At 41.2% G+C, this 26,831-nt stretch carries 24 protein-coding genes; 9 read left to right on the plus strand and 15 right to left on the minus strand.

Annotated features, from left to right (window positions below):
• The first annotated feature begins 443 nt into the window (after positions 1-443).
• Positions 444-989: an NADPH-dependent FMN reductase gene (locus FSB73_RS09185; RefSeq protein WP_146781192.1), complete on the plus strand. Its 546-nt coding sequence runs from the start codon at positions 444-446 to the stop codon at positions 987-989.
• Positions 990-1,267: 278 nt separating this feature from the next.
• A complete protein-coding gene (locus FSB73_RS09190; protein ID WP_146781193.1) occupies positions 1,268-3,115 on the plus strand; it encodes an amidophosphoribosyltransferase in 1,848 nt (615 codons plus the stop codon).
• 49 nt (positions 3,116-3,164) lie between these two features.
• On the opposite strand, the gene ruvC is transcribed toward FSB73_RS09190, so the two are convergent.
• Positions 3,165-3,644, minus strand: coding sequence for a crossover junction endodeoxyribonuclease RuvC (gene ruvC / locus FSB73_RS09195; protein WP_146781195.1), 480 nt, complete (start codon positions 3,642-3,644; stop codon positions 3,165-3,167).
• A 5-nt stretch (positions 3,645-3,649) separates the two neighbouring features.
• On the minus strand, positions 3,650-3,784 hold the full coding sequence (locus FSB73_RS26570; protein ID WP_262712557.1) for a hypothetical protein: 135 nt from the start codon (positions 3,782-3,784) through the stop codon (positions 3,650-3,652).
• Between the two features lie 269 nt (positions 3,785-4,053).
• Here FSB73_RS26570 and FSB73_RS09200 point away from each other — a divergent pair, with 269 nt between their 5' ends.
• The 5 genes from FSB73_RS09200 (at position 4,054) to FSB73_RS09220 (ending at position 7,889) form a co-directional block, all read left to right on the plus strand.
• Positions 4,054-5,067: a lysylphosphatidylglycerol synthase domain-containing protein gene (locus FSB73_RS09200; protein ID WP_146781197.1), complete on the plus strand. Its 1,014-nt coding sequence runs from the start codon at positions 4,054-4,056 to the stop codon at positions 5,065-5,067.
• Positions 5,068-5,089: 22 nt separating this feature from the next.
• Complete coding sequence (locus tag FSB73_RS09205) at positions 5,090-5,887, plus strand: DUF3108 domain-containing protein (protein ID WP_192904102.1); 798 nt, start codon at positions 5,090-5,092, stop codon at positions 5,885-5,887.
• Between the two features lie 503 nt (positions 5,888-6,390).
• The gene (locus tag FSB73_RS09210; protein WP_146781199.1) at positions 6,391-7,101 is read left to right on the plus strand and encodes a PD-(D/E)XK nuclease family transposase; all 711 of its coding nucleotides are present in this window, start codon (positions 6,391-6,393) and stop codon (positions 7,099-7,101) included.
• Positions 7,091-7,459, plus strand: coding sequence for a hypothetical protein (locus FSB73_RS09215; RefSeq protein ID WP_146781201.1), 369 nt, complete (start codon positions 7,091-7,093; stop codon positions 7,457-7,459). The genes FSB73_RS09210 and FSB73_RS09215 overlap by 11 nt, the downstream gene beginning before the upstream one ends.
• 211 nt (positions 7,460-7,670) lie before the next feature.
• The gene (locus tag FSB73_RS09220) at positions 7,671-7,889 is read left to right on the plus strand and encodes a hypothetical protein (RefSeq protein WP_146781203.1); all 219 of its coding nucleotides are present in this window, start codon (positions 7,671-7,673) and stop codon (positions 7,887-7,889) included.
• Between the two features lie 325 nt (positions 7,890-8,214).
• Here FSB73_RS09220 and FSB73_RS09225 read toward each other — a convergent pair whose 3' ends face one another.
• From FSB73_RS09225 to FSB73_RS09260, 8 genes are all read right to left on the minus strand, one after another.
• A complete protein-coding gene (locus FSB73_RS09225) occupies positions 8,215-8,985 on the minus strand; it encodes a DUF3823 domain-containing protein (RefSeq protein ID WP_225974655.1) in 771 nt (256 codons plus the stop codon).
• Between the two features lie 44 nt (positions 8,986-9,029).
• Positions 9,030-10,916 (minus strand): RagB/SusD family nutrient uptake outer membrane protein, encoded by a 1,887-nt coding sequence (locus FSB73_RS09230; protein WP_146781205.1) that lies wholly within the window; start codon positions 10,914-10,916, stop codon positions 9,030-9,032.
• Positions 10,917-10,928: 12 nt separating this feature from the next.
• On the minus strand, positions 10,929-14,276 hold the full coding sequence (locus FSB73_RS09235) for a SusC/RagA family TonB-linked outer membrane protein (protein ID WP_225974656.1): 3,348 nt from the start codon (positions 14,274-14,276) through the stop codon (positions 10,929-10,931).
• Between the two features lie 236 nt (positions 14,277-14,512).
• Positions 14,513-15,670, minus strand: coding sequence for a FecR family protein (locus FSB73_RS09240; protein WP_146781208.1), 1,158 nt, complete (start codon positions 15,668-15,670; stop codon positions 14,513-14,515).
• A 289-nt stretch (positions 15,671-15,959) separates the two neighbouring features.
• Positions 15,960-16,544, minus strand: a complete 585-nt coding sequence (locus FSB73_RS09245; protein ID WP_146781210.1) for an RNA polymerase sigma-70 factor — start codon at positions 16,542-16,544, stop codon at positions 15,960-15,962.
• 234 nt (positions 16,545-16,778) lie between these two features.
• Positions 16,779-17,276 carry a thiol-disulfide oxidoreductase DCC family protein gene (locus FSB73_RS09250; RefSeq protein WP_225974657.1) on the minus strand — a complete coding sequence of 166 codons (498 nt, stop codon included), beginning with the start codon at positions 17,274-17,276 and terminating at the stop codon, positions 16,779-16,781.
• A complete protein-coding gene (locus FSB73_RS09255) occupies positions 17,257-18,408 on the minus strand; it encodes a BT_3928 family protein (protein WP_146781212.1) in 1,152 nt (383 codons plus the stop codon). Before FSB73_RS09255 ends, FSB73_RS09250 begins: the two co-directional genes overlap by 20 nt.
• A gap of 75 nt (positions 18,409-18,483) precedes the next feature.
• Complete coding sequence (locus tag FSB73_RS09260) at positions 18,484-19,053, minus strand: DUF1599 domain-containing protein (protein WP_225974658.1); 570 nt, start codon at positions 19,051-19,053, stop codon at positions 18,484-18,486.
• Between the two features lie 15 nt (positions 19,054-19,068).
• Here FSB73_RS09260 and folP point away from each other — a divergent pair, with 15 nt between their 5' ends.
• Positions 19,069-19,905 (plus strand): dihydropteroate synthase, encoded by an 837-nt coding sequence (gene folP / locus FSB73_RS09265; RefSeq protein WP_146781213.1) that lies wholly within the window; start codon positions 19,069-19,071, stop codon positions 19,903-19,905.
• 63 nt (positions 19,906-19,968) lie between these two features.
• Here folP and FSB73_RS09270 read toward each other — a convergent pair whose 3' ends face one another.
• The 4 genes from FSB73_RS09270 to fbp form a co-directional block, all read right to left on the minus strand.
• Positions 19,969-20,925 (minus strand): aldose 1-epimerase, encoded by a 957-nt coding sequence (locus FSB73_RS09270; protein WP_146781215.1) that lies wholly within the window; start codon positions 20,923-20,925, stop codon positions 19,969-19,971.
• Between the two features lie 34 nt (positions 20,926-20,959).
• The gene (locus tag FSB73_RS09275) at positions 20,960-21,355 is read right to left on the minus strand and encodes an HIT family protein (protein WP_146781216.1); all 396 of its coding nucleotides are present in this window, start codon (positions 21,353-21,355) and stop codon (positions 20,960-20,962) included.
• Between the two features lie 133 nt (positions 21,356-21,488).
• A complete protein-coding gene (locus FSB73_RS09280; protein WP_146781218.1) occupies positions 21,489-23,180 on the minus strand; it encodes an NAD+ synthase in 1,692 nt (563 codons plus the stop codon).
• Positions 23,181-23,398: 218 nt separating this feature from the next.
• Positions 23,399-24,406: a class 1 fructose-bisphosphatase gene (gene fbp / locus FSB73_RS09285; RefSeq protein ID WP_146781220.1), complete on the minus strand. Its 1,008-nt coding sequence runs from the start codon at positions 24,404-24,406 to the stop codon at positions 23,399-23,401.
• A 332-nt stretch (positions 24,407-24,738) separates the two neighbouring features.
• On the opposite strand from fbp, the gene FSB73_RS09290 reads away from it, so the two are divergent.
• The gene (locus tag FSB73_RS09290) at positions 24,739-25,962 is read left to right on the plus strand and encodes an amidohydrolase family protein (RefSeq protein ID WP_146781222.1); all 1,224 of its coding nucleotides are present in this window, start codon (positions 24,739-24,741) and stop codon (positions 25,960-25,962) included.
• A gap of 188 nt (positions 25,963-26,150) precedes the next feature.
• Here FSB73_RS09290 and FSB73_RS09295 read toward each other — a convergent pair whose 3' ends face one another.
• Positions 26,151-26,813, minus strand: coding sequence for an HAD family hydrolase (locus FSB73_RS09295; RefSeq protein ID WP_146781225.1), 663 nt, complete (start codon positions 26,811-26,813; stop codon positions 26,151-26,153).
• Positions 26,814-26,831 lie beyond the last annotated feature (18 nt).

The following is a 26,831-nucleotide window of genomic DNA, read 5'->3' on the forward strand; positions in this document are numbered from 1 at the left end:
TACCAATTTCATTCAAACATAGGGCTAAAGATAATTTTTTTTTAAAACTAACCTAAGGGACTTACAGAAAAATTTCCTTTCCTAAATAATGGTTGTAAGTTTTGTAAGGGCAAAATTCCAATATTTTTCCTTTATTCCAAGCTATTTTCTGAAAAGTTTTCAATGGCTGGACAAATCAACGGTTAAAAAAGCCAACAGGCTTTACAACCTTTACCCTCGTTTATCCTTCATGGCTCTTGTTGCCATAGTGTCCAGGGTTTTAGGGCAATTCTGAAAGAAGCGCTGGCGTATCGACACTAGGTTATTACCCTGTAATTTCGAGTGTGCTTCGGTTTTTGCATAGTGAACGGTTATGATTAACGCAGAACTATATGTAACTTTGCACCTTATAACCGGGTCAAAGCACCTGATCTTAAGCATAAGTGAGCAGTAAAATAAAGTAAATGAATATAGAAATTGTTTCTGGAAGTGCCCGTCAGCAAAGTATAACACTTAGAGCTGCTAAATACCTCCAGGCGCACTTAAAAGAAGTAGCCTCGACGCATAATATCGGCCTGATAGATTTAAAGGAATTTCCGATGCCTTTTATTGACAAGGTTTATTCTACTCCCGCTCAGGCTCCAGTTGAAATCCAACCGCTGGCTGAACGGATGTTTCAGGCAGACGCATTTATACTGGTTACCCCGGAATATAATGGAACCATTGCACCGGCACTTACCAACTGGTTTGGCCATTTTCCCAAGCAGTTGCACAAACCCTTTGGTTTGGTGGCCGCCTCCAATGGCGCTTTAGGTGGCATAAGAGCTGCACGCGATTTGCAACATTTTGTTTTGGCCTTATTTGGGGTGCCTTGTGCACAGATGTTGGCGATTGGAGAGGTCGATAAAAAGTTCGATGCATCTGGAAAGTTACTGGCGGAGACCTTCCAATCAAGGATAGATACCTTTGTGGCTGAATTCATCTGGCTGGCTGAAAAGATCCATGAATAAAACTCGATCAGTGGTTATTGATGGAAAGTATATTATTATAAATGGACGTCGAGGGTGACTTTTTATGGGTCTTATAATTGTTAATAAGGACTTTCGCAGTTTGGAATGATAAAAGGGTATATGCTGGTAAGTGCCTGTTATTCAGTCCGAAGCATTGTTTTCTTATTATCAATAAAACGGTAAAATATTGGATTTTGATTGGGTCCGCCCACTGGCGGACCCAATTTCTTTTTTAAGAAAAATACTTAGCTTAACTTTGCACTTTCTATTTCTATCCAATGAGTGACGCAATAAAACACGAATGCGGATTGGCTTATATCCGTTTGAAAAAGCCACTTTCCTTTTATTTAGAGAAATACGGAACTGTATCCTACGGCCTCAATAAGTTATACTTATTGATGGAGAAGCAACACAACCGTGGACAGGATGGCGCAGGGGTCGCCACCGTAAAACTGGAGGTGGAAAACGGCTATGAATTTCTGCACCGCGTACGAAGCAATGCCAGACAGCCGATATCTGATATATTTTCTCAGATTGGCGACCAGATTGGCGATTTAGAAAAATATCTCCCTGAAATACAGTCTCAGCCAGAAATCATGAAAGGCCACGTGCCTATGCTTGGTGAACTTTTATTAGGACACTTACGTTATGGAACACAGGGTAAAAATGATGTTGAGTTCTGCCATCCCTTTATCAAGCGCAGTCTGAACAAAGCCACCAATATGGCGATGGCAGGTAATTTTAACCTGGTGAATACCAAAGAGTTGTTTGAATTCATTGGTATGCAGCCGGGTAATTTCCAAAAACAAAGTGATCTGGCGGCCATGATGGAAGTCGTACATCATTTTTTGGTAAAAGAGGCAGAAGAAACAAATAATAATATTGATGTCGCCCATATCCTAAGGCAAGCCACCAGTTTGTTTGATGGCGGCTATACCGTTAGTGGACTTATCGGTAATGGTAAGAGTTTTGTGATGCGTGATGAACATGGTATCCGGCCAGCTTATTATTATGCAGATGATGAAGTTGTGGTGGCTGCCAGTGAAAGAGCCTCTATTAGAACGACATTTAATGTAGGCGAAAATGCGGTGAAGGAATTAATGCCAGGTATGGCCCTTATCGTAGATGAAAAGGGGAATCACCAAATTGAAAAAATCCTGGAACCCAAAGAGCGCAGAGCCTGTAGCTTTGAAAGGATTTATTTTAGCAGGGGCGGCGATGAGAAGATCTACAGGGAAAGGATTGCATTGGGGTACCATTTAAGCAAAAGGATACTGGATCTGATTGATGCAGACCTTAAAAATACGATATTCTCTTACATTCCTAATACGGCTGAAGTTGCCTTTTACGGCCTGGTCAAAGGAATGGAGGATTACCTGAATACGATTAAAGTACAGCGGATTATGAGCTGGAACGGGGATTTTGACCAGGCAAAACTGGAAGAAATGGTCAACCGTAAAATCCGTCAGGAAAAAATCGCCATTAAAGATGTGAAAATGCGCACTTTCATTACGGCCGATGCCGGCCGCAATGAAATGGTACAGCATGTATACGATATAACGTACGGCACGGTCAAAAGAAATCAAGATACTTTAGTGGTCATTGATGACTCAATTGTTCGGGGAACAACACTGAAAGAGAGTATTGTTCGCATGTTATCACGTCTGGAGCCAAAAAAGATCATTGTTGTATCTTCCGCTCCGCAGATTCGTTATCCGGATTGTTACGGCATAGATATGAGCCGAATGGGTGATTTTGTGGCCTTCAGGGCCGCTCTCGCCCTTCATAAAGACAGAGGCACGGAGCATGTATTGCAGGATGTACTGAATAAATGCCTTGAACTTCAAAAAACGGGGCAGATGCATACGCAAAACGCAGTAAAAGGCATTTATGCGGATTTTACACCTGAAGAGATTTCTGAAAAAATTGCCGAGCTGATTACGCCTGAGGATGTGAATGTCCCGGTGGAGGTGATTTATCAAACCATTGAAGATTTGCATGACAGCTGTCCCACCAATACAGGTGATTGGTATTTTACCGGTAATTACCCCACTCCTGGAGGTAACCGTGTGGTTAATAAAGCCTTTTTGAACTATATGGAAGGCGTGAATACCAGAGGTTATTAGAAAACATTAGAACAATTGAAGCATTGTTATAATGTGTCGCGTATATAATTTATTTTTTAGCCGAAGGCCGGGTCTTTACGACCCGGTCTTCGTTTTTGGCCAGGAATTCTTCCCAGTTTTTCATGGCCTTTTTTGTGCCCGGCAGAAACCGGCTTTGGTAATGGTGACAAAGGGCTACTGCCAGGGCATCGGACGCGTCATAATATTTTGGGGATTGCTCAATAGTAAAAACCTGCTGCAGCATTTTCCAGACTTGTTCTTTGCTGGCATTCCCATTGCCGGTAACGGATTGTTTGACTTTTTTGGGGGAATATTCCGTGACGCCGAGTGCATGTTGCATGGCTGCAGCAATGGCTACGCCCTGGGCGCGGCCCAGTTTGAGCATACTTTGAACGTTTTTGCCGAAAAAAGGCGCCTCAATGGCAAAACTACCGGGATGATGCAGGCCAATCAGCTCCAATACTGTTGAATGAATCTTTTCAAGCCTTTGATAGATATCTTTATAGGAGGAAAGTAAAAGCGTTCCCATGGCAATCAATTCAGGGGGGTATTGCCGGGCGCTACTTTAATAACCGCCCAACCCATTTTTATGGATCCCGGGTCAATGGCCATAATAATGGACGCATTAGCGTCAACACCGGTCTTTTTATTAAAGATATTACTATTCATATGTAGTTTGGATCCAGGGAATCGGTCTTCTTAACCGGAACTTTTTATAAATTATCCTGATTTTGAACAAAAGTACTAAGTTTATGCAACGAACGGCTGCATAGTGCATAAATACACGCACACAATAATGCCTTTAGGTGCTTAAATTTATAAATGCAAGCATGCAATTTGGCTAAAATATAAAAACAAAGAATAAATTATGCATAAAAACATAGATAATCAGCATTTTGAAGTAGAAAACCCTGAATTTTGCCTCAAGATCATGATACATGCTTAAACGGAACTGGAAAAAAATATTGAACTATGTGGTAGGCCCGATTCTTTTTGTCGTGCTGTCGTATTCTATCTATCATAAGATTCAAAAACAGCCCAATCTGCCAAAATCCTGGGCGGCCATTAAGGAGACATTTGGCGCACATTTTTATTTGCTGGGCCTCATGTTGCTTTTAATGGTGCTCAACTGGAGCCTGGAAGCCCGTAAATGGCAACTTTTGATTCGCCCTGTCCAAAAAGTAAGCCTGATGACCGGATTTAAGGCCGTTTTATCCGGCCTGTCGTTTTCGCTGTTTATTCCGAACGGAATGGGTGAATATTTAGGCAGGATGCTTTATATGCAGGAAGGTAACCGATTAAAATCGGTGGCGGTCAGCTTTATGGGAAGCTTAAGCCAGGTAATTGTTACATTAGTGGTGGGGGTTATCGGCCTTGAATATGTCATGCATTACGTGCCGACGGCAGGGCTCGCCAATACCGGGCTTACTCGGTTTTGGCTTAGGGCATTGATTTATGCGGTTATTGTTTTTATTGGGTTTTTTCTATTATTATATTTTAAGATTTCATTATTTGTTAACTGGTTTGAAAAAATTCCATTTGTCTATAAACATCGACTGTTAATTGACAGTCTAAAAGAATTTGACAGGCCACTATTGTTACGCGTATTGTTACTCGCTTTTTGCAGATATTCAGTTTTTATTGGTCAATACGTATTAATGTTTTATCTTTTTAACGTAATGATGCCGCTAAAAGAAGCAATTTGGTCGGTAAGTATCTTATTTTTACTGATAGCAATTGTTCCAACAATACCTATTGCCGAGCTGGGGGTAAGAGGTGAAATCAGTATTAAGGTCTTTGGCCTTTTTAGTACCAATACATTGGGCATTGTGAGCGCCGCCGGTTTTATCTGGCTGATAAATTTAATCATTCCCGCTTTGGTAGGAAGTTTGTTTGTGTTAAGTTTGAGAATATTTAAGCGAACGGAGGTCAAAGCGACAAAAACCAATTAGGGATACCAAAAACAAAGCGAGCATGAAAAAATTATGGATTTTAGGGTTAATGATCATATGCTTTGCCTTTAAACCTGTGGAGCCGGGAGATGATACGATGTGTCATCTTAAGAACACTTCTTTTAAGGCAGGAGAGGAATTTAATTTAACGGTATATTATTCGGTGGCCGGCATTTATGTCAATGCAGGTAGTGCGACGGTTAATACAACGCTTACCCATCTGAATAATCGGCCGGTTTACCACGTGAAGGCAATAGGGAAGTCAAATTCTTCCTATGACTGGATTTTTAAGGTTCGAGATAATTATGAATCCTATATAGATACGGCAACCATGCAGCCCCTGAAATTTATTCGTAAGATTCACGAGGGTAGCTATAAGCGTAATGAGGATATTGTCTTCAATAAACAAACCAATACGGCTGTAACCAATAAAGGGGTTTATAAGGTGCCGGACTGTGTGCAGGATGTCGTTAGTGCTGTCTTTTCTGCCAGAAGCATTGACTTTTCAAAATACAAGGAGGGCGATAAGATTCCTTTTGAAATGTTTTTGAGTGGAGAACTCTACCATCTTTATATTCGTTATCAGGGAAAAGAAAAAATAAAGACGCGTTTTGGAACCTTTCATGCCATTAAATTTAAACCGCTCCTAATTAAAGGGGAGATGTTTAAAGGTGGAGAAAAAATGACGGTTTGGGTTAGTGATGATGCCAACCATATTCCGCTAAGGGTTCAAAGCCCTATTGTGGTGGGTAGTGTTAAGGTGGATATGACTGGCTATAAAAACCTGCGTTACCCTTTAAGTTCTCAAATTAAGAATTAACAGAAATCAGGTGCCAAGCATCTAAATTTATCGCCGCTGCAATTATAAAAATTGCAGCGGTTTTTTGTTGGTGCAAAACGAGTATTCCGCTCAAGGGCATACGGGCAGGCTACTGTTTTGTGCCAGTTGAAATCTAAAGGAGTGCCTGCTAAGAATCGCATTTTGGGAGAATAAATTAAATGTCAAAATTTGCAAAAATATTTTGTGGGAAATCTAGGAATAATTATCTTTGTGTTCGACTCTGCCTTTTGCCAAATCAATTGCATAATTTTTAGATGGGATCTAAGCTGTTAACCAGTTCACAATTACATTGCATGCATTGCCTCCTAATACAATGTGCTGATGTTGGACAATTTGGGTTTTGATCGAATTTTAGGATTATGGCTGAAGTGTAGATTTGTGCAGAGATTAAATAAGATTTAAATAACGCGTTCGATTGAATGACCATTGCCAAAAACTGACTGGATTTTTTTGAGATTGTTTTTACTTTAAAAGAGGTTGATATGAAAAAATACATTATTGATGCTGATTGTCTAAACTTAGCCAGTGCTGCGTGTGAACCCCGTGAATCCAAGTCATATATTATTAACCGGGATGCTGTTGTTAATATGTTTGTTCAGGATGAGCCCTCTGCTTATCTAAAGCGACAAGAGGATGATGCCGTATTCGTGGATCTGCTGAGTGATACTGGGTTTAAAATTGTTTTTGGAGATAGCGGAGAGGAGGAGACTGAAAGTAATAAATTAGATAGTACGGTATTAAAAAGAGGAGATCTTCTGAAAAACATGCTGAATGCGTTCTTTGATGATAGAATCCAAAGGATTGCTAAAGTACAATTTAGGAATCCTGAAGTTTTTGGGAAATCTGTCCATCATCGTAAGGCGGTATATGATTTATATTTTGATGATGGAAGCAAACGTAGATTTGTTGTGGAGATGCAAAAAGATGAAATTTCTTTTATGCTGAACAGGATACACAATTACACAAGTTTAGCGCATTCTAATGCGATGAAAAAGGGTAAAAAATTTAAACATGACCAGCAGGCTATTATAGGTGTGGTCATTGCTAATTTTGTTCTTCATGAAAATAAAAAAATGCCTTGTATCTCCGTCATTGAAAACGGCGATATGAAGGCAGGGATTGTGGCGATGGATTTAACTAAAATTATGACAGTTGAATTGCCTAAATTCAATAAAAAAATTGATGGACAATAAAGATAAATATTTGTTTTTACTGAAGCATATGGGAAAATTGAAAGAAATTCCGGTTCAGTTTGATACGGAAGAATTCAGACCGATTTTTGAATGTGCTAGAATTGCAAACCTAAAAAAGGAGGACTATATGTTAATTGATGAAGAAAGAACGCTTGAAAGAAGAAGAGAGCTCGTAATTGAAACCGCAGTTAATAAAGCTGTTGAAAAAGCTGTTGAAAAAGAGAGGAAAAAGGGCAAAGAGGAGGCTATAACTGCGCTTCTCCAGGAAGATTGTATGCCAATAGCAAGGATTGCGGCCGTAATGCGTGTTGAAAATGAAGAGGTGCTACGGATCAAAAAATCCATGGCAATCGCTTAAATTTGTTAACCCCAAAGAGGCTCAGGATGATTGCCTGGCCTCTTTTATTTAAGAAGGTTGTTGGAAGACAAATGTGATTTGTATGGATGCTTGTTGGAAAATTAACGTCGCATAGAGAAATTTTAAAAAAATACTATGGGCCGCGCGCGTAAAATATCTTATTGAGTTTGATGTGAAGGCTGATTGATTTAATGCTAAAAAGGAGGACTATATGTTAATTGATAAAGAAAGAACAGTTGAAAGACGGTGGGAGTTGGTGCTGGAAACCGCAGTTAATAAAGCAGTTGAAAAAGAGAGGAAAAAGGGGAAAGAGGAGACCATAACAGCGCTTCTCCAACGAAATTCTATGCCTGTAGAAGAAATTGCGATCCTCATGCATGTTGAAATTGAAGAGGTGCTACGGATTAAGGACTCTATGGCTATTTCCTAATTAATAAAATGGAAAGACCTCGAGTAATCTTTTTTGTAGAAGTAATCGATTAAAGTAGAATTTGAAAATGAATATTTTTACAAGTAGCTGTATCCCTGAATAATACATTATATGTTCAAGTTCTGGTCACGTATGGTTTTACGACTACGGCTTGGTGGATCATTGGAATAATATAGAATTTAAACTGGTATACTTATAATTAAATTAAGCGAATTATTATTTTAAATTTAAAGAGCCGGTTGAAACTTAGGCAAACCGGCTCTGTGAATTTATAAATATGCATTATGTATAATGTAGTCCTATTTTTTTCAGACGAATGATGTTTTTAATTTATTATTTTTATGAGTATGGCGGATGCATAATTATATTTTGCTTCAGGCGCATCGATGAGTGCTCCAATTCTAAAATAATATTCCTTGCCAGGAATCAATAGATCTGGATAACTTGCGATATCGATTTCTAAAGAATAAGCCTGACTCAGGTCTGCTGATGTGGGCAATTCTTTTATGTTGTTGATTTTGTTCAGTGTGCTACCTACATTTATATCTGGATCTTCAAAGAGGCCGATTTTGGCGATTTTATTTTCTACAGTGGCTTCCAGATTAAATGTGGCGATTATCTTTGACCCGGATTGTACTATTTTTGGGTTTTTTATGCGGATATAAGGCTGGACCTTAAAATTAAGTTCCGTGTTTCCCTTTACGACTACCTCTTGAATGTCAGTTGGAACAAAATTGCCCCTTACTGGATGCATGGTATATGTATTGGCAAACATTAGGTCATTACGGTAAGTGCCGTTATTTTTCACCACCATATACTGGGTCTCAGGATTGTCATAGCCATGCTCAACGTATTCTATCTGCATGCCATTGATAATGTCCTGTTCGACAAGCTCTCCAGTTTGATTATCATAGATTCCACCAGAGATGGTTGCATTTGGTCCTTCAAAATTATCGACTTTACTTAACTGACAGCTGAAAAGCACGAATAAAAAGAGACTGAATAATAGCCCCATTATTGTTTGACTTGGCAGATTTTTAGAGCATCTAGTAATCGGCTTTGTATCTGCAATAATGTCTAATTTATTTTGTTTCATGGTATTCATTTGGTATTTATTATTAAAATAAATAATGAGAAAAATTAATATTCCGGATTCTGGATGAGGCCATTGCCTGCAGTCCCAGGTATGCTACGATAATAATCTCTAAGTTGTGCAGTATTGGGATTAGCTCCAGCTACTTTTTTACGGACAAAGATGTATTTGGGTGAATCTCCTCTTAAATCCAGCATTGGGACAAGCGCAGTTTTAATCTTGTTTTTAAAAATGGTATGGAATGTTCTTCGTCGGATCAGATCCCAATATTCTTTATTCTCAAATGAAAGTTCCACCTTTCGTTCTCTTAGAACATTATCCAATGTTAGGGGTATTGTTGTTGTATGTGCTGCCCTGAAGCGGATAGAGTTTAATAGGGCTGCAGCTTCTGTGTTTTTTGTTGCATTTCCACTTTCTACGACGGCTTCTGCATAATTGAGTAGCACTTCTGCATACCGCATATCTGCAAAGTCTGTAGTGGATTGTAGCCAAGCATTGATTTCCCAACTCTCATTGAGGAATTTGCGGAGCAAAAAGCCTGTTCGAGTATCGTTTGCCGAGCCATCGAAACCTGAATATTGATTGGTTTGTTCCTTGCCATAGGTGTAGTAGGTGGTTCCTTTATATTCGTAGCTACCACGACTATCCATCAAGGTGCCATCATGACGGATGACTCCACCCTGGATGATTATTTTTGTTGATTTCCAAATGGCATCCGGGTAAATAATTGTTGAAAAAAAACGAGCATCCTTGTCTGCAAAGATATCTTCTGGATGATCAAATTCAAGATAGTTGGTGGTGGGATTAAATCCATCATTGTCGCTTACCTTCCCGTCTATTGTGGTAATGATTGGCGCAGCATGACCAGGATTTCCGTAATCCTCATATTGATCCACAAACTCTAGTATTGGGTTGGTTCTGCCTCTGTAAGGGAAGGATCCTCCGATTTGGTTGGGATTATTCCAACCATCGTAGTCATGGCCTAAAGGTTCACCAATTTTCCCATAACCTTTTAGAAAGATTACTTCCATAGGTGCGACATTAGGGTCTGTAAAGAGCGCCTGGAAGTTTTTAGCCGCCTCTGCAGGATTCGCCGGATCAGGCTTGTAGAGTGAAAATTTTCCCGAATTAATAATCGCTTCAGACGCTTCAATACAAGCATTATAGTAAGTATTTGCATCTGAAGCGCTCATGCCGACTAATTTTTTCGTCACGGCCTCTCCTGACAAAGGTGCTTTATCCCAATATTTGCAAAGAGATGCCGCAAAAAGCGCAGCCCTTGATTTCAAAGCATATGCTGCCCATTTAGTTGCTCTTCTTTTGGTCTCATCTTGGCTAGCGTATCCCTCTGGTAAATTTGCAACTGCTTTATCGCATTCGCTTAATACATAATCCCAGGTTTCTTTCTCTGTATTTCTGGGGACCTTGAGGCTCTCAAAATCGGTCGTATACGATTGGTTTTTATCCAGAATCGGGACGCCACCATAGCGTTTTGCCAATTCAAAATAAGTGTAAGCTTTGAGAAAATGGGCCTCGCCCAACAAATTATTTTTTTCCTCGTCTGATATGTCTAATGTAGGGACGGCATCTATAAGGATATTAATACTTCTATTAAGCTTATAACCTTTAGTCCACCAATCTCCGGCCCATTCGTTCCAATTGGGCCATTCCGAGTGTATTGCTTCCATGCCATATTGAGAAAGGGATAAGGACCCAGTATTGCCCCTTGCATTGAAGCCTGCTCTGGGGAAGTACACTAAGTCTTCTATGGGTGCCTGATAATACAGGTCGGCTAAAAAAGATCGGACGCCATTTGGATCGGATAAAACAACCCCTGCCTGAATCTTATTTCTGGGTTCAATATCCAGTAATTTGGAGCATGAGCTAAGAATCAGGAGGGATATGGTTATATATAAAATTAATTTCTTTTGCATTTTCTTCAGTTTTTAGAATGAAACATTTACACCTAGGTTGTAGCTTTTCATGACGGGGTAGTTATATCCTGCCAGATAATCCCCCTCATATCTTTCTGGATCGAACTGCTTGAGGAACTTTTTTGAAATGGTAATCGGATTATGCATGTTGATATAAACCCGGGCGCTTTTCAAAAATTTGATTTTACCTTCAGGAATTAAAAATCCTACCTCGATACTCTTGAGTCTTGCAAAGGCTGCATTCATACGCCATATGCTGCTCTCCCGGTAATCTGATTGCATGTTTTGAGCAAAGCGGCTGGCAGGCCAAGTCCCTGCAATCCATGGACTGTTGGGATCATAAGGATCTGCCTGATGCCAGCGATCATAAAAAAAGGCTGGGACATTGCCGTCATTAAAAAACATTTGGCTGAAAACTTCATTAAAACGCATGGTATAAAGTGCGGCACCTTGCCAGACCATATTAAAGTCAAAATGTTTGAATCCGGCATTTACAACCATCCCGTAAAACATTTTGGGATCACGGTTTCTGAATATTGGCAGCAGGTCTTTATTGTCAATAATGCCATCTCCATTGACATCCTGATAAGTATAATCCCCTGGCAGAAGTTGAGAATTGCCTAAATTGCCGCCATAAACTGGTGCATTATGGATCTCATCAAAGTTCTGGAACTGTCCTGTTTGCGTATAGCCCCATTCAATGTCATTCCACCGATCGGTCAGCCCAGTTGTCCATTTATTATAACTACTGGTGGCGGGGGCTCGGTCAACGACGATGTATTTGGTGCGTGCCAGATTCATATTAACACTGACGCCATAGGTAAAGTCCCCAATTTTATTCTGGTGACCGATGATAAAATCGAATCCCCGGGTCTGGTCACTTTCTAGGTTCTCTATCGGCATATCACCACCGAAAGTATTGGGAATGCCACCATTTCGGACTTTCAATTTTCCTGTTTTGTCACGTTGGTAGTAATCAGCAGTGATTGTTAGTTTTTCGCCAAATAGTCCCAAATCGATGCCAAAGTCGGTAATTTTAGATTTTACCCAGGTAAAATTTGGATTAATTACGCCTGGCGCAGCTAAGCCACCCGTATAGCTACCATTGGTGAATTCTGCCCCTTCACTGGTCACAGGTGTAAATCCAAGGACGTGCTGGAATGGAGCCCCTACATTTTCACCTATTAATCCATAAGAGCCCCGTAGCTTAAGGTTTGATACAAAAGGCAATGCCTTTTTGATAAAGCGCTCTCTTGAAAGCACCCAGCCAGCCGAAACGTTGGGGAAGAAACCCCAACGTTTGCCAGGGGCATAACGGTAGGAGCCGTCATAACGAAATGCATATTCAATTAAATACTTATTTTGGTAATCATAATTGAAACGGCCTACATAAGATAGGGTTGCCTGTTCATCCTCGCTGCCGCCATTTGTTTGGGTTCCGGATGCAAAGTCCACAATATCTGTTGTATAGAAATCATATTCTCGTTGTAAGGAGGCCTGTTTTTTGCTATATCGGCGATACTCATTTACCAGTGTGGCACCTATGTGATGGCTGTTGGCAATAGTGGTATTGTAATCCAATTGCCCTTGTGCGACTAATCTGTCTGCATCGTCAAAGCTATTGGCAATGCGAGGTTGATTATATAACTGGGAACTTAAATCGGCGGAATAGATCCGATAACTTTTCCAGACATTTTTATTGAAAGAGTTGTAACTGTCATAAGCCACGGTTCCTTTGACCTGTAAACCTGGAAGAAATGGCGCTTTATAAGTAAGGCTTACAGAGGATTGGAACGCCTTGTCTTTATTGTTGGTATAACCTGCATATTTATCCTGTGACATAATAACCGCATTTTGTTGCCCAAATATATTGGCCGGATATTGCAGGTTGTTGTTGATATAAGGAGACTCGTTGGGGTGACTTACAATGGTTGCTTTATACATCCAGATAAAGCCATCTCCCCCTGGGTATTTGCGTACATTATACCTTCCTGATAACATTAAATCAGCAGTCAAGTTATTGGACAGCTGTGCTGTAATATTGCTTCTAAAGGTGTAACGTGTATAATCCATATCATTGCTTTTAAACAACCCCGCTTCATTGTAATGGCCAAGGCTAAGAAAATACTTTACCTTATCGCTGCCTCCACGTATGGAAAAGTCGTGTTGCTGCTGCATCGCCCTTGATTTAAAAGTGGCATTATACCAATCAGTACTCTCGTAACCGGGGCCGCCTGCCTGCCATTTAGCCAGCTCTTCTTGACTGATACTATGCGTTCCATCTCTGAGATAAATGGCCTGATCATACATTTGTAGATACTGAGTTGCATTAGACATTTCGGTGCGATAAGTCGGCTTCTGAAAGCCGACAACCCCACTGTAATTAAAGATCGGTTTACCTGCTAACCCTTTTTTGGTCGTGACCATAATGACACCATTGGCGGCATTTAAGCCATAAATAGCTGCTGAAGCGTCTTTTAAAATAGAAATGCTTTCGATGTCGCTGGGATTCAATTGTTGAAATTCCACACTGCCGTCTCTTACAATCCCATCAATGACATATAAGGGCTCTCCAAAACCGCGAATATTTATGGAAGAGCTGAAGGCTCCTGGTTCACTATTTTGCTGGCGAATTTGTAATCCTGGTATTTTCCCCGTCAGGCTTTGTGCCAGACTGGCGTTGGTGGTGGTGTTAATTTCTTTGGCCTGTAAGGTAGAAATGGCACTGGTAACATTGTTTCTTTTTTGTGTGCCATATCCCACCACGATCAGGTCATCCAAAGCAGTTGGTTGCGGCCGGAGAGAGACCCGTAAAAAACCCTCATCAGAAACCATGACTTCTTTATCTTTAAAACCGACAAAACCAAATTTTAATATATCTCCTTTGTCGGCAAGTATTTGAAACCGCCCATTATTATCAGTTAATACGCCCCTTTTCGTTCCTTTTACTTGGACTGTCGCGCCGATAATAGGCGCACCTGTGGTATCAATAACCAATCCACTGATCTGTTGTTGTTTGGTAATAACGGCAGAGATGCTGTCTTGGTGTTCAGGTGTGTTGACTTTTGGCTTAGTCTTGATATACACCACTTTTCCATGAATCTCGTAAACCAGATCAAGGCCTTTAAGACTTAGCTTTAAAGCGTCATGGATGTTTACATCGTGAAGTTTTAAACTTACTTTCGGGACATCTTTCATTGCATTTTTTTCCCATAAGAATCCATAACCTGTTTGTTGACCGATGCTGTTCAATACTTTTTCTAATGGTATTTGGTGAACATCTATAGTCACTTTTTGGGAAAATCCGCTGGCATTTACCGCAAAAGTGGCAACAATGATCATTATAAAAGTTAAGCGCATAATCAACCATGTTTTTGCCCAACCCCTACCCTTATTATAGGGGTGAGCAGGCAGTTAATAATTAATTTTATCATACCTTCGTTAAGTTTTAAGATTAAATAAATTGGTCTTTGATTCGTAGAGGCAGATTATAGGACATCTTAAAGCTGACCGGTTCTCAAGGACAAGTTGAGACCGGTTTTTTTTAGATATCCGTTATGCCATTATGTTATTAGCATTGTCATGGGCGTATGTTTTTATTTAGAAGTAATAATAATTTTTCTTCCTGTGAGCTTAGCATGTATGCCACTGGCTTCCAGAGCAGAGAGCACATCGGACAGGTTGTTATTGCGCCCGATAACCCCCCCCAATAGCTTGGTAGGCACTTTGCCTTTATATTCAATATCTACATTGTACCACCTGGAAAGTTGGGTCATAAAATCTTGTACATTATTGTCTTGTAGTAATAAGAATCCTTTAGTCCAGGCAATCATATCCTGCGCATTGACTTTGCTTATAGTAATTGTTTCCGTATTTGCTTTTACAGCAGCTTGCTGTCCGGGGGCGATTATTTTGTGATTTGTGCCCCTGCTAATCTGAATGGCACCCTGCAAGAGGGTTGTTCTGGTAACACCGTCATCGCCATAACCATTTACATTAAAATGGGTGCCTAATACCTTGATATGCATGCCATTCACGGAAACCGTAAATGGTTTGTGTGAATTGTGTGCCACTTCAAAGTAGGCCTCACCAGTAATACTGACAGATCTCTCTGATCCTACAAATGAAGTAGGATATTTTATAGAAGAAGCCGCATTCAACCAAACTTTGGTCCCATCCGACAAAACCACCTGGTATTGACCTCCTCTGGGGGTTGCGAGTGTGTTATAATGGATTGATGTCCCGACTAAGGGATTATTATTGCTTGAGGCACTATAAGTCAGCAATCCACTGTCTTTCTTAGAAACCTCGCTGCCATTTTGATTGGCGATGGCTCCTACACTTAGTAAGTCGAGAGAAAGCTTTTTGCCATTAGAGAGGGTGAGGGTAGCATGGTTGCCACCTGGACCAATTTCGTGAATTTTAATGGATTGAAGTGTTGTGGCTGTTTTATTTGAATCCGGTTTATATAGCCAAAAATAACCGCTCAGGCCTAGAACTAAAGTTAAGACTGCGGCCGCCAAAGAAACTTTTTGGATCATTCGTTTGCGTCGTTTTCTATGAATGGTCGTTTGAATGGTGGCTAATATTGCGGCTTCCTTTATTCTGGATTGTTCTGTTGTCATTGTGGCAAAGACATCAGTGTCAGGCAAGGTGCTATACCAATGGAGGTAGGTTGCCAATTGGTCATCTGTGGCTTGGTGGGTTAATATCTTATCTACCAAAGTCACAATATTTTCTGCTAAGTTTTCCATGTATTATTGTTAAAGCATCAATTCCTTAACAATAAAGGCACTTAAAAAGAAGACAGGACCCAAAGAAAGGCCAAAAAAAGGAAAAAAAATTTAAATTTATGTCAATGAGTATATGTTCTTAAGAAAGCCGCCTATATTTTGATGTATCACTCAATTCATTCTAATTTCATAATTATAAAAAAAGCCACGGATGGCAATGCTGTTACAAGAGCTCTTTATAAGCGATTGCCAATCAGTTTAATACACAAAGGGCTAATATTAGCTATTTCAAGGGTTTAAAAACTAAGACCTAGGCCCTTGGCTGATTACATGAAAAAACAGCCCAGCAGGACAGATTCCCTAATGCGGATTTTAATTTTTTTAGAGAGATATGGATCTGGTTTTTTACCGTTTTTTCAGATAGGTGCATTCTCTGAGCAATTTCTTTATTACTTAATTGCCCATTGCGACTGAGATTGAATATTTGGGCAGCCCTGGGTGGCAGGCTTTCAATAAATTGATTAAGCATCAATTTTAGTTCTTTGAGTTCAACACTATTTTCTATAAAAGAACAGGATGCTCCTGAATTTTTAAAATGTTCGATCGCTGCCTTATTTATTTTATTGTGACGGATGACATTCAACATTTTAAATTTTACCGCAGTCAATAGATATGCCTTTAGATTGTTTGGTTGGACTTTTTGTTTGTTTTCCCAAAGCCAGACAAAAACATCTTGCATTACATCCATACATGCTGCGTCATCCTGCAAGACTTTATAGGCCGCATTGTAGCAATCCTTCCAATAGCGTAGGTAGATCTGTTCAAATGCAGTATTACTGCCTTCGTTGAGCATTTGCAGCAACGCTTGGTCGGTATAGGATTGAAGAGAAAACATGAGATATGAATAATCACTTATGGCAAATCTATGTAAAAAAACGATGCCATTTGGAAACTTTTAACAGCATAGCCAAAATTTGGATGTGTATTTTAAAAAACTCAATGAGCGACAAAGGCTTGTTGAGTGCAGCAGATGGGAGGTATAAACGCTCGTAAATCTTCTCTGGCTTTCGTTTAAGAACTGATGAGTATCTGTAAGAAACCAGAAAAGCAAAATGTATAATAAGATATACTATGAATTAGCGTCCATAAATCTTTGCTTTAGTTCCGGCGTTGGTACCATGCAACTATCTTTTTTGCCGTACCATTTGTATCTGTGTGAGGCGATATAATCATAAAGGCGGTCTCTGATGCCCCGGGGCAGAATATAAGATACCGTCAATAAATTCCAGGGAAAACCAAGGTGTTGCATTACTTTTAAAATGGCTGTTGAACGCAAGTAGATTTTGCGATGCTGAATAAAAATGATCGAAAACAGGTTGTTTTTTGACGTTAATTCAGGTTGGACATTTTTATTTATGGTTTGTTGTAAAAGCTGTGGAAGTATATTTTGCGCATAATCTGACTGCAACGCAGCAAATTTAAAGATAGCCTTTGGGTCATGACGGATGATAAACTGAACGGACCGGTCACAAAGGTTACAAACCCCATCAAATAAGAGTAACTTGTCAGGGAGGCCTTTGTTTTTTATTTTTTTTATGTCCGTCTCGTTATTTTCCATTTGCTGCATGCGTAATGGTTTGCATAAAAGACTTGACCCCCGCCTCACTTTTCTTTTCTACGACCAGGTCTCCCTGCATATAAAAATAAGTTGGATCGGCTCTAGCTGCCGTTTTTTCAACAACGGCGTCTAGTTGGAAGAGCTGATCAGCGTTTGGAACCAAATTTTTTGCCTCCCCAGCCATTGGGCTGGCGATTCTTACCGGAAGACCGACACCGTGCGCTGTTTTAATGACGTTTTTCAATGCTTCCTGATGATCCTTAAAGTCTTCAAAATTCTTAAATAACACAAGAACATACGGTGCATTGCTGTTTAAGATTTCCTGGGTAGAGTCAATCCCGTCTAGTGTCTTTAAGGAAAAATCAGTGATTTTAGGGATGGCATTGCCTCTGCGGATCAGTTTATCATACCGATCAACATATTCATAGGTTGAATCAAAGTTTTCTGGAAAATGAGCCGCATCAAATTCCAAGACCTTACCATCATGCTTGTATCGGAAGGTAATGGCAAAACTATCTGCTACTGCTCCAGGAGGTACTTGCATTTGCTCCAATAAATGATTGCCCTTTTTATAAGGCAGGCAATCTACAAAAGGCAGATGTTTTAAAACATATCCCTGGATGCCCAATGCTATAATCAATGCGCCCGCCAAAACGGATATGCAGATCTTTATAGAAAGGCCAGGCCTGATCTTGTTTCGATAGATAAATATATAAAGCACGAGTAAGAGCAGCACCACATCTTTCATAAAGGATTGTACGGGCGTCAGGGGTAAACAATCCCCAAAACAGCCGCAGCTCTGAAATTTGCCACTCAGTGCTGCGTAACCTGTCAGAAATCCAAAAAATATAGTGAGTAACAAAATAAGCCAACTAAATAACCGCATTCGATACCCCACTAACATAGCGACGCCCAGTAAGATCTCAAAGGCATTCATGGCAATGGAAAGGCTAAAGGTTGACCAGTTCAGTGCACTCCAGCCCCAGGCATCAAAAAACTCCTGCATTTTATAGCTGAGTCCAAGCGGGTCGTTTGCTTTTACCAACCCAGAAAAAATGAATAGTAAACCAACGAGCACGCGTACAACTGCCACGGCTGAAGGCGCTTTAGAGGCGGACTGTTTTTTTATGGAGTTATTCATTGCCTTATTATCTAACAGGTTATTTGTTTAAGATGCCTAATACCCTCATCCGTTTCCAACGGTTTTGTGATGGGATTATTTGTTTTTGGACTCCTCTATTTTAATCAATGCAAAGGCGGCATAATTCAAAATATCCGTATAGTTGGCATCCAGTCCCTCACTGATCAGGGTTTTGCCGTCATTTTCCAGGATTTGTTTCATGCGAAGTAGTTTTACCAAAATCAGGTCCACCAAGCTTTGTTGACTCATTTCGCGCCAGGCTTCGCCATAATCATGATTTTTGGAGATCATAACGGATTTTACGTCGGCGACACTGCTGTCATACAACTCGGAGGCCTCCTCTACAGAAAGTTCATCCACGGTCGCCTGCTCTTTTTGCAGCTGGATCAAGCCGATAACGGCATAATTGAGTATCCCGATAAATTCAGAAGGGATATCATCTGCAACTTTTTGCACTTTGATCTCCTGGAGATTACGGATCCTTAATGCCTTGATATAGATCTGATCTATGACAGAAATGGTTCTGAGCACCCGCCAGGAAGTCCCATAGTCTTTGGTCTTCTTTATGAAGATTTCTTTACTTACTTTTATAGCCTGATCATATTGTTGCAAAGTAGCGGACATAGTGCTCGTGTTGATTCTCACAAAAATAGAATAAATATGTTTACCCTGAACTGTAAAGGGCGGCTTTTAACGCTTACAAAACCCATCGTAATGGGGATTATTAATGTAAATGATGATTCATTTTATGGAGGAAGCCGGCAAATAGACCCCGCAAGTGTAGTGGGCGCGGCAGAGGCCATGCTGACAGAAGGGGCCAGTTGCATTGATATCGGTGGCCAGAGCACCCATCCAAAAAGCCCAAGAATTAGTGCAAATGAGGAGGCCGCTCGGGTGATTCCTGCCATAAAGGCGTTACTTAAGCGGTTCCCGGAGGCGGTTATTTCCATTGATACTTATTACAGTGAGGTGGCAGCTGCAGCGGTTGAGGCGGGGGCGCTCCTGGTAAATGATATCAGCGCAGGTGGGTTGGATTCCAATATGTTTTCCACCGTCAGTGCTTTAGAAGTCCCCTATATCGCCATGCATATGCGTGGCAATCCTAATACAATGGCCTCTTTAACAGATTATCAGGATGTCGTTACCAGTGTATTCGACTATTTTGTGGAGAAAATAGGGGCCATTAAAGAAGCGGGGATTAAAGACCTGATTATCGATCCGGGCTTTGGATTTGCAAAAACCGAGGCGCAGAATTATCAGTTACTGGCCCGTTTAAGTGAGTTTAAGTTGTTTGACTTGCCCATTTTAGTGGGCGTGTCGCGTAAATCCATGATCTATAAATTTCTGGGGATTTCTGCTGAGGAGGCGCTTAATGGCACAACGGTGTTGAATACCTGGGCACTAAGTCATGGTGCCGATATCTTAAGAGTTCATGATGTAAAGGCTGCTATGGAAGCCATCCGTTTAATGGATTTGCTGGACCAGCGCAGCCTTTGATTATAAGCCACCGGTTATGATGTAAGTAGAACCAATGTGGCGACTCTAGATAGGATAAATCAATTAAAGGAGCGCCAGTTTATAAGTTGTACTAAAGGTCCTGCTTTCTCCGGAACCCAAAATAATTAAACCGGTTTTATTGTTGAATGAATCGGGTACAGAAGAAAGGTTTTCAACCGCAATACTGCTTCTGGACGGAGGCGTATAAATTTGCAGATACGGATAAGTGCTGTCCGGATAGATGCCCAGTAGTACCCCAACCGCATCGTCTTTGATTTCAAAGGCGGGAAGTGTGCCGTCATAGCTAGGCTGATTTAAAGTAAAACAGTTATCTAGTTCAGTCTCGCCGAATATTTTGAACTGATTAAAGGCAGTATAAAGACTGGTTTTTCCATTGGGGAGTAACGCTTCATCAAACTCAACCAGCTCCTTGGAATCAAAGCGGACGGCGGCAGTATTGACCTTGTCCCCCAATTTAAAATAAGGGTGCCAGCCGTCATTTAGCGGCATATTACCGCTGCCGGCGTTATTGACGTGGGTGGTTACCTGTAGGTCATGATTTATGCCCAGTTTATAAATCACTTCGATGTCAAAAGCAAATGGGAATCCCTGGGAATTATCTCTATATTCATTCGTGAGTGATAAGGTGGCCTTGTTTTCATCCACATGGGTGGCAGATACTTTAAAAGGAGCATCAAACAACAGGCCGTGAATCGCACTGTCTCCCATATAATGCTTATCAATTTTATAGTTTTTTCCCTCAAAGCTATATTCCCCTTTATGGAGTCTACAGACAAATGGGCTAAGCTTGGCACTATGAAAACCATTGGTGATGTTTTCCCTGGCATCCGCCTGGTCTTTAAAACCGTCAATCACATTTACCTTCTGGCCATTTTTGGACTGTATGGTAAATTGGTTCAAGATGGCACCAAATGGAAAGATCTCTGCGTAGGTGCCAGTGGTGTTGTCTTTAAGGATATAGCTGGCATGGTCCTGACCGGGCGTAATTTCAAATCTCATGAAAGGTTATTTTATATGTAATATAGTAAATTGATTAAGCTTGTAAGGCATTTAAGATGGTTTGCTGGATTTCCTGCATTTCCGTTTCTGCCAGTTGGAGTTTGCCACGGGTAAAATTGGTATCATCCATTTCATTTATAGGCAATAAGTGCAGGTGTGCATGGGGGACTTCCAGTCCCACCACGGACAGGCCGCAGCGTTTACAATTCATGGTTTTTTCCAGGGCTTTGGCGATGGGTTTTGCAAAAACCAGCATCCGGCTAAGATAGGTGTCATCAAGGTCAAATACCTTATCTACCTCTACCTTGGGGATCACAAGTACATGGCCCTTTACCAGGGGCGCGATATCCAAAAATGCATAAAAGTATTGATCTTCTGCGATCTTATAGGAAGGGATTTCGCCTGCAATGATCTTTGAAAATATGGTCATAGTTTCCTTTTTGTTGAAAAATAATCTTTTAATAATTCAGTACCCAGAAGGAAAGATACTTAAAATAAAAGTTTCTGCGCTAATTGTCCTGTTAATGCCCGTAATGGCCGGCTGCTTTTTAGCATAAAGTTGCTTATAGCAGATATTCGCCCACAATGGGTATCCTTCTGCCCACACCGAATGCCTTTGGAGAAACTCTTATAATCGGGCAAAACTGGTTACGTTTGTATTCATTGCGATTGACCATTTTGAGCGTTCGGTCAACCAGGGCCGCATCTACGCCAGGAAGCGCCATGGATTTAATTTCTGAAGGGCCTTGCCTGCGTTCAATATATTGATACAAAATCTGATCCAGCACGGTGTAATCGGGAAGAGAATCACTGTCTTTTTGGCCGGGACGCAGTTCTGCACTAGGGGCTTTATCAATGATGTTTTGCGGGATGATTTCTTTTTCCCGGTTAATATAACGAGCCAGGGCATATACCTGTAGTTTATAACAATCTCCCAGAACACCAAGGCCTCCGGCCATATCTCCATAGAGCGTGCCGTAGCCTGTGGCCAGCTCACTTTTATTGGAGGTGTTCAGCAGAATATAGCCCAGTTTATTGGCAATACCCATTAAAAGATTTCCCCTGGTACGACTCTGCAAGTTTTCCTCTGCCACACTGAAAGGCAGGTCACCAAAAACAGGTTTTAGCTCGCTTAAGAAGGCCTCATAGATTTTATCGATATGAATAATATCGTAAGGCCCTTGCAGATTTTGACTCAAAGCCACTGCGTCATCTACCGAGTGGGAAGTCGAATAGGGAGAAGGCATGAGGACGGACCGAACATTTTGGGCGCCCAGAGCAGCGCAGGCCAGGGCAATCGTTACAGCAGAGTCAATGCCGCCGGAAGAGCCGATAAGGGCTTTTGAAAAACCCATTTTGGCAAAATAATCCTGAATGCCCATAACAAGTGCCTCGTAAATCTGACTAATATTGAGCTCCGGTTCCAGGGTAAGCGGATTGATTTCATGTAAGGGAAGGCGGTCTGCGGTTTCGGTTATCTGTTCAGTAATACTGTTATCCGCATTTAATGTGGTGGCGATTAAAGCCTCCTCAAACAAAGGCAGTTTTTTGACCATATTGCCTTTGCTGTCAAAAACAAAGGAGCCCCCGTCAAAAACAATCTCTGTTTGAGAACCCACCGCATTACAGTAGAATACCGGGATCTGGTATTTTAAGGCATTGGCTCTGATAATGGCTTGTCTGTCCTCGTCATGGGTATAATCAAAAGGAGAAGCGGAAAGGTTGACCATAAAATCCGGCTGTTGACTGGTCAGTTTATCCATAGGGCAGATCCGGTATAAAGGGTTGTCGCCCAGATTCCAGATGTCCTCACAGATCGTTACGGCAATCTTTTTGTTTTTAAAATGCATGACTTCATGACGGACGGCCTGTTCAAAATACCTGTTTTCATCAAACACATCATAGGTCGGTAGCAAGGTCTTATGCTGGACGGCCTGGATTTTTTTGTCATATAACAAATAGGCGGCGTTAAACAGCCTTTTGCCGTTTGGATCCGGATTGCGGGCCGGGGCACCAACAAGCACGCCAATTCCATCTGCATGCTGGGCTATTCCCTGCAAGGCGGCCTCTGAACGGAGGATAAAATCTTCAAATTCCAGAAAATCTCTTGGGGGATAGCCCGTTATCGCCAGTTCGCTAAAAATAATCAAATCTCCGTTTTGTGCTTTAGCCTGCTCAATGGCCTGGATAATCTTTGCTGTATTTGCGCTGAAGTTACCGATATGATAATTTTGCTGGGCTATAAAAATCTGCATATGTGCTTTACGATTGCTTAAGTGATGAATCAGAGATCGGAAAATTAGGTTAGCAATACATGTAAGTGTGTTTTCTTACTTATGCCCATACTTCTCCTCTCCGCCGTGAAATTACGAACTTATCAGAAAATAAATATAAAGCAAAAGCCAAACCGTCCATTTTAGTAAGGAACGATTTGGCTTTTGCCGGGTAAGAATTTACCCTATAAAAATCCTGTTCAGGCTTCTCTCTGATCCGCACAAGACTCAAACTGGGCAACCAGGTTTTTGCTGCCAATGAAAATTGGCGTCCTTTCATGATAATCCGTAGGCTCAATTTCCATAATGCGTCTGGTGCCATCAGTGGCCGAACCGCCACAGAGTTCTGTTAAGAAGGCCATGGGATTGCATTCATACATCAATCGCAATTTGCCGTTTGGTTTGCTTTTTCTGGATGGATACAGAAACATACCGCCCTTTAAAAAGATGCGGTGCATATCTGCTACCATACAGCCGGCATTTTTATTGGCAAACCTTCCGTCCTTGCCCTCTACAGTGGCGTTACAGTAGTTCAGAAAGCTCCTAACCTTTTCATCCACACCGTGGTAGTATTTATAATCAAAATGATAGGTTTTGCCTTCAATGGGCATCTGCATGTGGGGATTGCTGAGGTAAAATTCACCCACGCTGTTATCCAGCGTAAAGCCATTGACGCTATGGCGGCGTGTGCCATAGACAAACATGGTGGAGGAGCCATATAGGACATAACCCGCCGCAAACTGATTGTCGCCTTTTTGCAAAAAGTCTTCTCTAGTACAAGGTTCGCCTAGTTTAGAGACCCTGCGGTAGATACTGAAAATGGTGCCGATAGGGGCGTTTACATCCGTATTAGAGGAGCCATCCAAAGGATCCATGAGCACCACATATTTGGACTGATTGTTTTTGGGGTCATCAAAAACAATCATCTCTTCATTTTCTTCGGAGACAATGCCGGCACAGTGGATACCATGCCTGAGGACATTGATAAAAGTGTTGTTGGCCATCGTGTCCAGCTTCTGGACCGTTTCACCCTGGACATTTACTGCCCCGCCGTCTTCACCCAGAATATCAGCGATGGCCGCTTTGTTCACCTGAACATTTACCATTTTAGCGGCAAGACCGATGCCTCTGAGCAGTCCTGAAAGTTCACCTGTAGCCTGCGGATAGAGGCGCAATTGTTGTATCGTGAATTCATCTAATGTGATCATGGCAGAATTATTAAATGTTTTTGTTTAATGTGCAAATTGGTGTGCAAAGCTAAAATTATGTTAGCACATTAAAAAATGTAATCTATGAAAATTTTGCATAAAATCTATGAAACAGATTGAAATACATGATATTATGTGCGTATAAAATGCTAATATCTGCGAATAAATTGCCAAGCTGAATTTTAAAGAAAATTTAAAAATTTGGGATTTGTTAACAAAAGCCCTTCTTTGAAATGCGTTAATTGAGGCCTATAAATTTAGTCTTGCTTATTTTGCAATAGTATCTTTGCCAAAGGCAATTGAAAATTAGGCAGTAAACAGCATTATATCAAATGATAGAAAGCAATAACCAGGGTAAAGGCGCCGGTTTGGGCCAGGGATTTAAATATACAGCCGATTATATTTTTGATGGATACCGGCTGAGAAAAGGAGCCCTGCTGCATTTAAATGCAGCAGGGGAAGTGCTTGGATTAATAGATAGCCCGGATGCCCATAATTTAAAAGGAGCAACACACTTTGCGGGCATTTTATGTCCGGGGCTGATTAACGCCCATTGCCATCTGGAACTCAGCCATCTTAAAGGAGCTATTGAGAAAAAGACCGGACTGCCCGGATTTGCCCAAAAAGTCATGGGACTTAGAAGCTTTCCCAAAGAGGAAATCACGGCTGCATTGGAACTGGCTGACAATAAGATGTGGGAAAATGGTATCCAGGCAGTTGGGGATATCTGTAATACAACGGATAGCCTTGCTAAAAAGCAGCAGACAAAAATCTTATACAGAAACTTTATTGAGTGTCTGGGGTTTTTACCAGAACAGGCAGCAGCGCGCTTTAATTATGCCTATAAGGTCTGGGAGCAATTTTATCAGGTGAATCCAGCCAGTAGCCTGGTGCCGCATGCGCCTTATTCTGTTTCTGCTCAGTTATTTGCAAAAATCAACCAGTCACTTTCTGCATTACCTGGACCTGAAAAGCGTATTATTTCCATGCATAATCAGGAATCAGCGCCGGAAAACGAGTTTTTTAGAACCGGAAGGGGTGAATTTATTGATTTTTATAAAAATATGGGCATTGATCTGGGTTTTTACAAGCCTTCCGGCAAAAGCAGTCTTCAGACAGTCCTGCCTTATCTGGGTGTAGCCGACAGTAACCTACTTCTGGTGCACAATACTTTTATGGATAAAGCAGATCTGGCATTTGCCTTAAACCAGGCCAAATCTCTTAATATGCAGCTTTATTTTGTACTGTGCCCGGGTGCAAATTTATATATCGAGAACCGATTGCCGGATATCCTTATGCTGTTGGGTGCCGGTGTGAACCTTGCACTAGGTACAGATAGCCTCGCCAGCAATGATCAGTTAAGTATTGCTAGGGAAATGCAACATATATTACAAGCCCATCCAGCGCTTAGCAAGGAGACCCTACTTAGCTGGGCAACCTTAAGTGGTGCCCGGGCCCTTGGTTTTGAAAAGCTGCTAGGTAGTTTTGAAAACGGGAAAAATCCGGGCGTGGTTTTGCTTAGCGAGGAGCTTGATTTGATAAAACGTATTCTTTAGTTTACGTCTCAACACACGTAAACATGAGTACACATGGATACACAGGGATTTACACGGACACATAGTGGTATAACAGAGAGGGCAGCCAGGGGCTTTTAATCCGCAATATATTTTGAGAAGTGCTGCCTGCCTGCATTCAATGTTTCCAATAGTCGACAACAATAACAATACCTGCAGCAGCTATTACATTATGCAAACAACTGCTCCAATTGAGGGTCTGTATAATCCTTAACACACATTAATACATTATCCAGGTGCGCAAAGTCTTCCGGTTCATGAAAAGTTGTAATAACGACTGCTTTCATACCGCCACGTTTTGCCGCTTCAACACCTTTGGGGGAATCTTCAAAAACGACGCAATCAGCGGGATTTACTTTAAGCCCGGCTGCTGCACTGAGAAATACTTCCGGATCGGGTTTACTAGTCGTTACATCTTCTGCCCCGATGATTACCGGGAACAGGGAATGTAATTGCAGGCCGTCCAAAACAAAATCAACATTGGTTTTAGGTGCTGCGGTGCCGATGGCAAGTGAGATGCCTGCGGCTTTGGCTTTCTGTAAAAAAGCTCCCAGGCCGTTAATTAATTTTAATTGAGGCCTGAAGGCTTCCTGATAAGCCAGCTCTTTATTCATAATGATGTCATGGAGCTCTTGGTCACCAAATTTATTTGGCCCGAAGATTCGGTCAAACATCTCTTCGGCCTTGCCATACATATGTAATTTGGTTTGCTCCATGCTGAGTCCGGCACCTAGATCACCCAGCACTTTGTGCCAGGCCCTAGTATGATAATACATATCGTCAATCATCGTACCGTTCATGTCAAATAAAAATGCCTTGCTATTTAAATCCATATTTTATTGCGATTCGCG

The sequence above is a fragment of the Arachidicoccus ginsenosidivorans genome, assembly GCF_007971385.1.
Taxonomy (GTDB): Bacteria; Bacteroidota; Bacteroidia; order Chitinophagales; family Chitinophagaceae; genus Arachidicoccus; species Arachidicoccus ginsenosidivorans.

Bases quoted from the DNA above. Each gene is read 5' to 3' on its own strand.
- FSB73_RS09185 (WP_146781192.1), top strand. From the start codon at position 444: ATGAATATAGAAATTGTTTCTGGAAGTGCCCGTCAGCAAAGTATAACA.
- FSB73_RS09190 (WP_146781193.1), top strand. From the start codon at position 1,268: ATGAGTGACGCAATAAAACACGAATGCGGATTGGCTTATATCCGTTTG.
- ruvC (WP_146781195.1), bottom strand. From the start codon at position 3,644: ATGGGAACGCTTTTACTTTCCTCCTATAAAGATATCTATCAAAGGCTT.
- FSB73_RS26570 (WP_262712557.1), bottom strand. From the start codon at position 3,784: ATGAATAGTAATATCTTTAATAAAAAGACCGGTGTTGACGCTAATGCG.
- FSB73_RS09200 (WP_146781197.1), top strand. From the start codon at position 4,054: ATGCTTAAACGGAACTGGAAAAAAATATTGAACTATGTGGTAGGCCCG.
- FSB73_RS09205 (WP_192904102.1), top strand. From the start codon at position 5,090: ATGAAAAAATTATGGATTTTAGGGTTAATGATCATATGCTTTGCCTTT.
- FSB73_RS09210 (WP_146781199.1), top strand. From the start codon at position 6,391: ATGAAAAAATACATTATTGATGCTGATTGTCTAAACTTAGCCAGTGCT.
- FSB73_RS09215 (WP_146781201.1), top strand. From the start codon at position 7,091: ATGGACAATAAAGATAAATATTTGTTTTTACTGAAGCATATGGGAAAA.
- FSB73_RS09220 (WP_146781203.1), top strand. From the start codon at position 7,671: ATGTTAATTGATAAAGAAAGAACAGTTGAAAGACGGTGGGAGTTGGTG.
- FSB73_RS09225 (WP_225974655.1), bottom strand. From the start codon at position 8,985: ATGAAACAAAATAAATTAGACATTATTGCAGATACAAAGCCGATTACT.
- FSB73_RS09230 (WP_146781205.1), bottom strand. From the start codon at position 10,916: ATGCAAAAGAAATTAATTTTATATATAACCATATCCCTCCTGATTCTT.
- FSB73_RS09235 (WP_225974656.1), bottom strand. From the start codon at position 14,276: ATGCGCTTAACTTTTATAATGATCATTGTTGCCACTTTTGCGGTAAAT.
- FSB73_RS09240 (WP_146781208.1), bottom strand. From the start codon at position 15,670: ATGGAAAACTTAGCAGAAAATATTGTGACTTTGGTAGATAAGATATTA.
- FSB73_RS09245 (WP_146781210.1), bottom strand. From the start codon at position 16,544: ATGTTTTCTCTTCAATCCTATACCGACCAAGCGTTGCTGCAAATGCTC.
- FSB73_RS09250 (WP_225974657.1), bottom strand. From the start codon at position 17,276: ATGCAGCAAATGGAAAATAACGAGACGGACATAAAAAAAATAAAAAAC.
- FSB73_RS09255 (WP_146781212.1), bottom strand. From the start codon at position 18,408: ATGAATAACTCCATAAAAAAACAGTCCGCCTCTAAAGCGCCTTCAGCC.
- folP (WP_146781213.1), top strand. From the start codon at position 19,069: ATGTTTACCCTGAACTGTAAAGGGCGGCTTTTAACGCTTACAAAACCC.
- FSB73_RS09270 (WP_146781215.1), bottom strand. From the start codon at position 20,925: ATGAGATTTGAAATTACGCCCGGTCAGGACCATGCCAGCTATATCCTT.
- FSB73_RS09275 (WP_146781216.1), bottom strand. From the start codon at position 21,355: ATGACCATATTTTCAAAGATCATTGCAGGCGAAATCCCTTCCTATAAG.
- FSB73_RS09280 (WP_146781218.1), bottom strand. From the start codon at position 23,180: ATGCAGATTTTTATAGCCCAGCAAAATTATCATATCGGTAACTTCAGC.
- fbp (WP_146781220.1), bottom strand. From the start codon at position 24,406: ATGATCACATTAGATGAATTCACGATACAACAATTGCGCCTCTATCCG.
- FSB73_RS09290 (WP_146781222.1), top strand. From the start codon at position 24,739: ATGATAGAAAGCAATAACCAGGGTAAAGGCGCCGGTTTGGGCCAGGGA.
- FSB73_RS09295 (WP_146781225.1), bottom strand. From the start codon at position 26,813: ATGGATTTAAATAGCAAGGCATTTTTATTTGACATGAACGGTACGATG.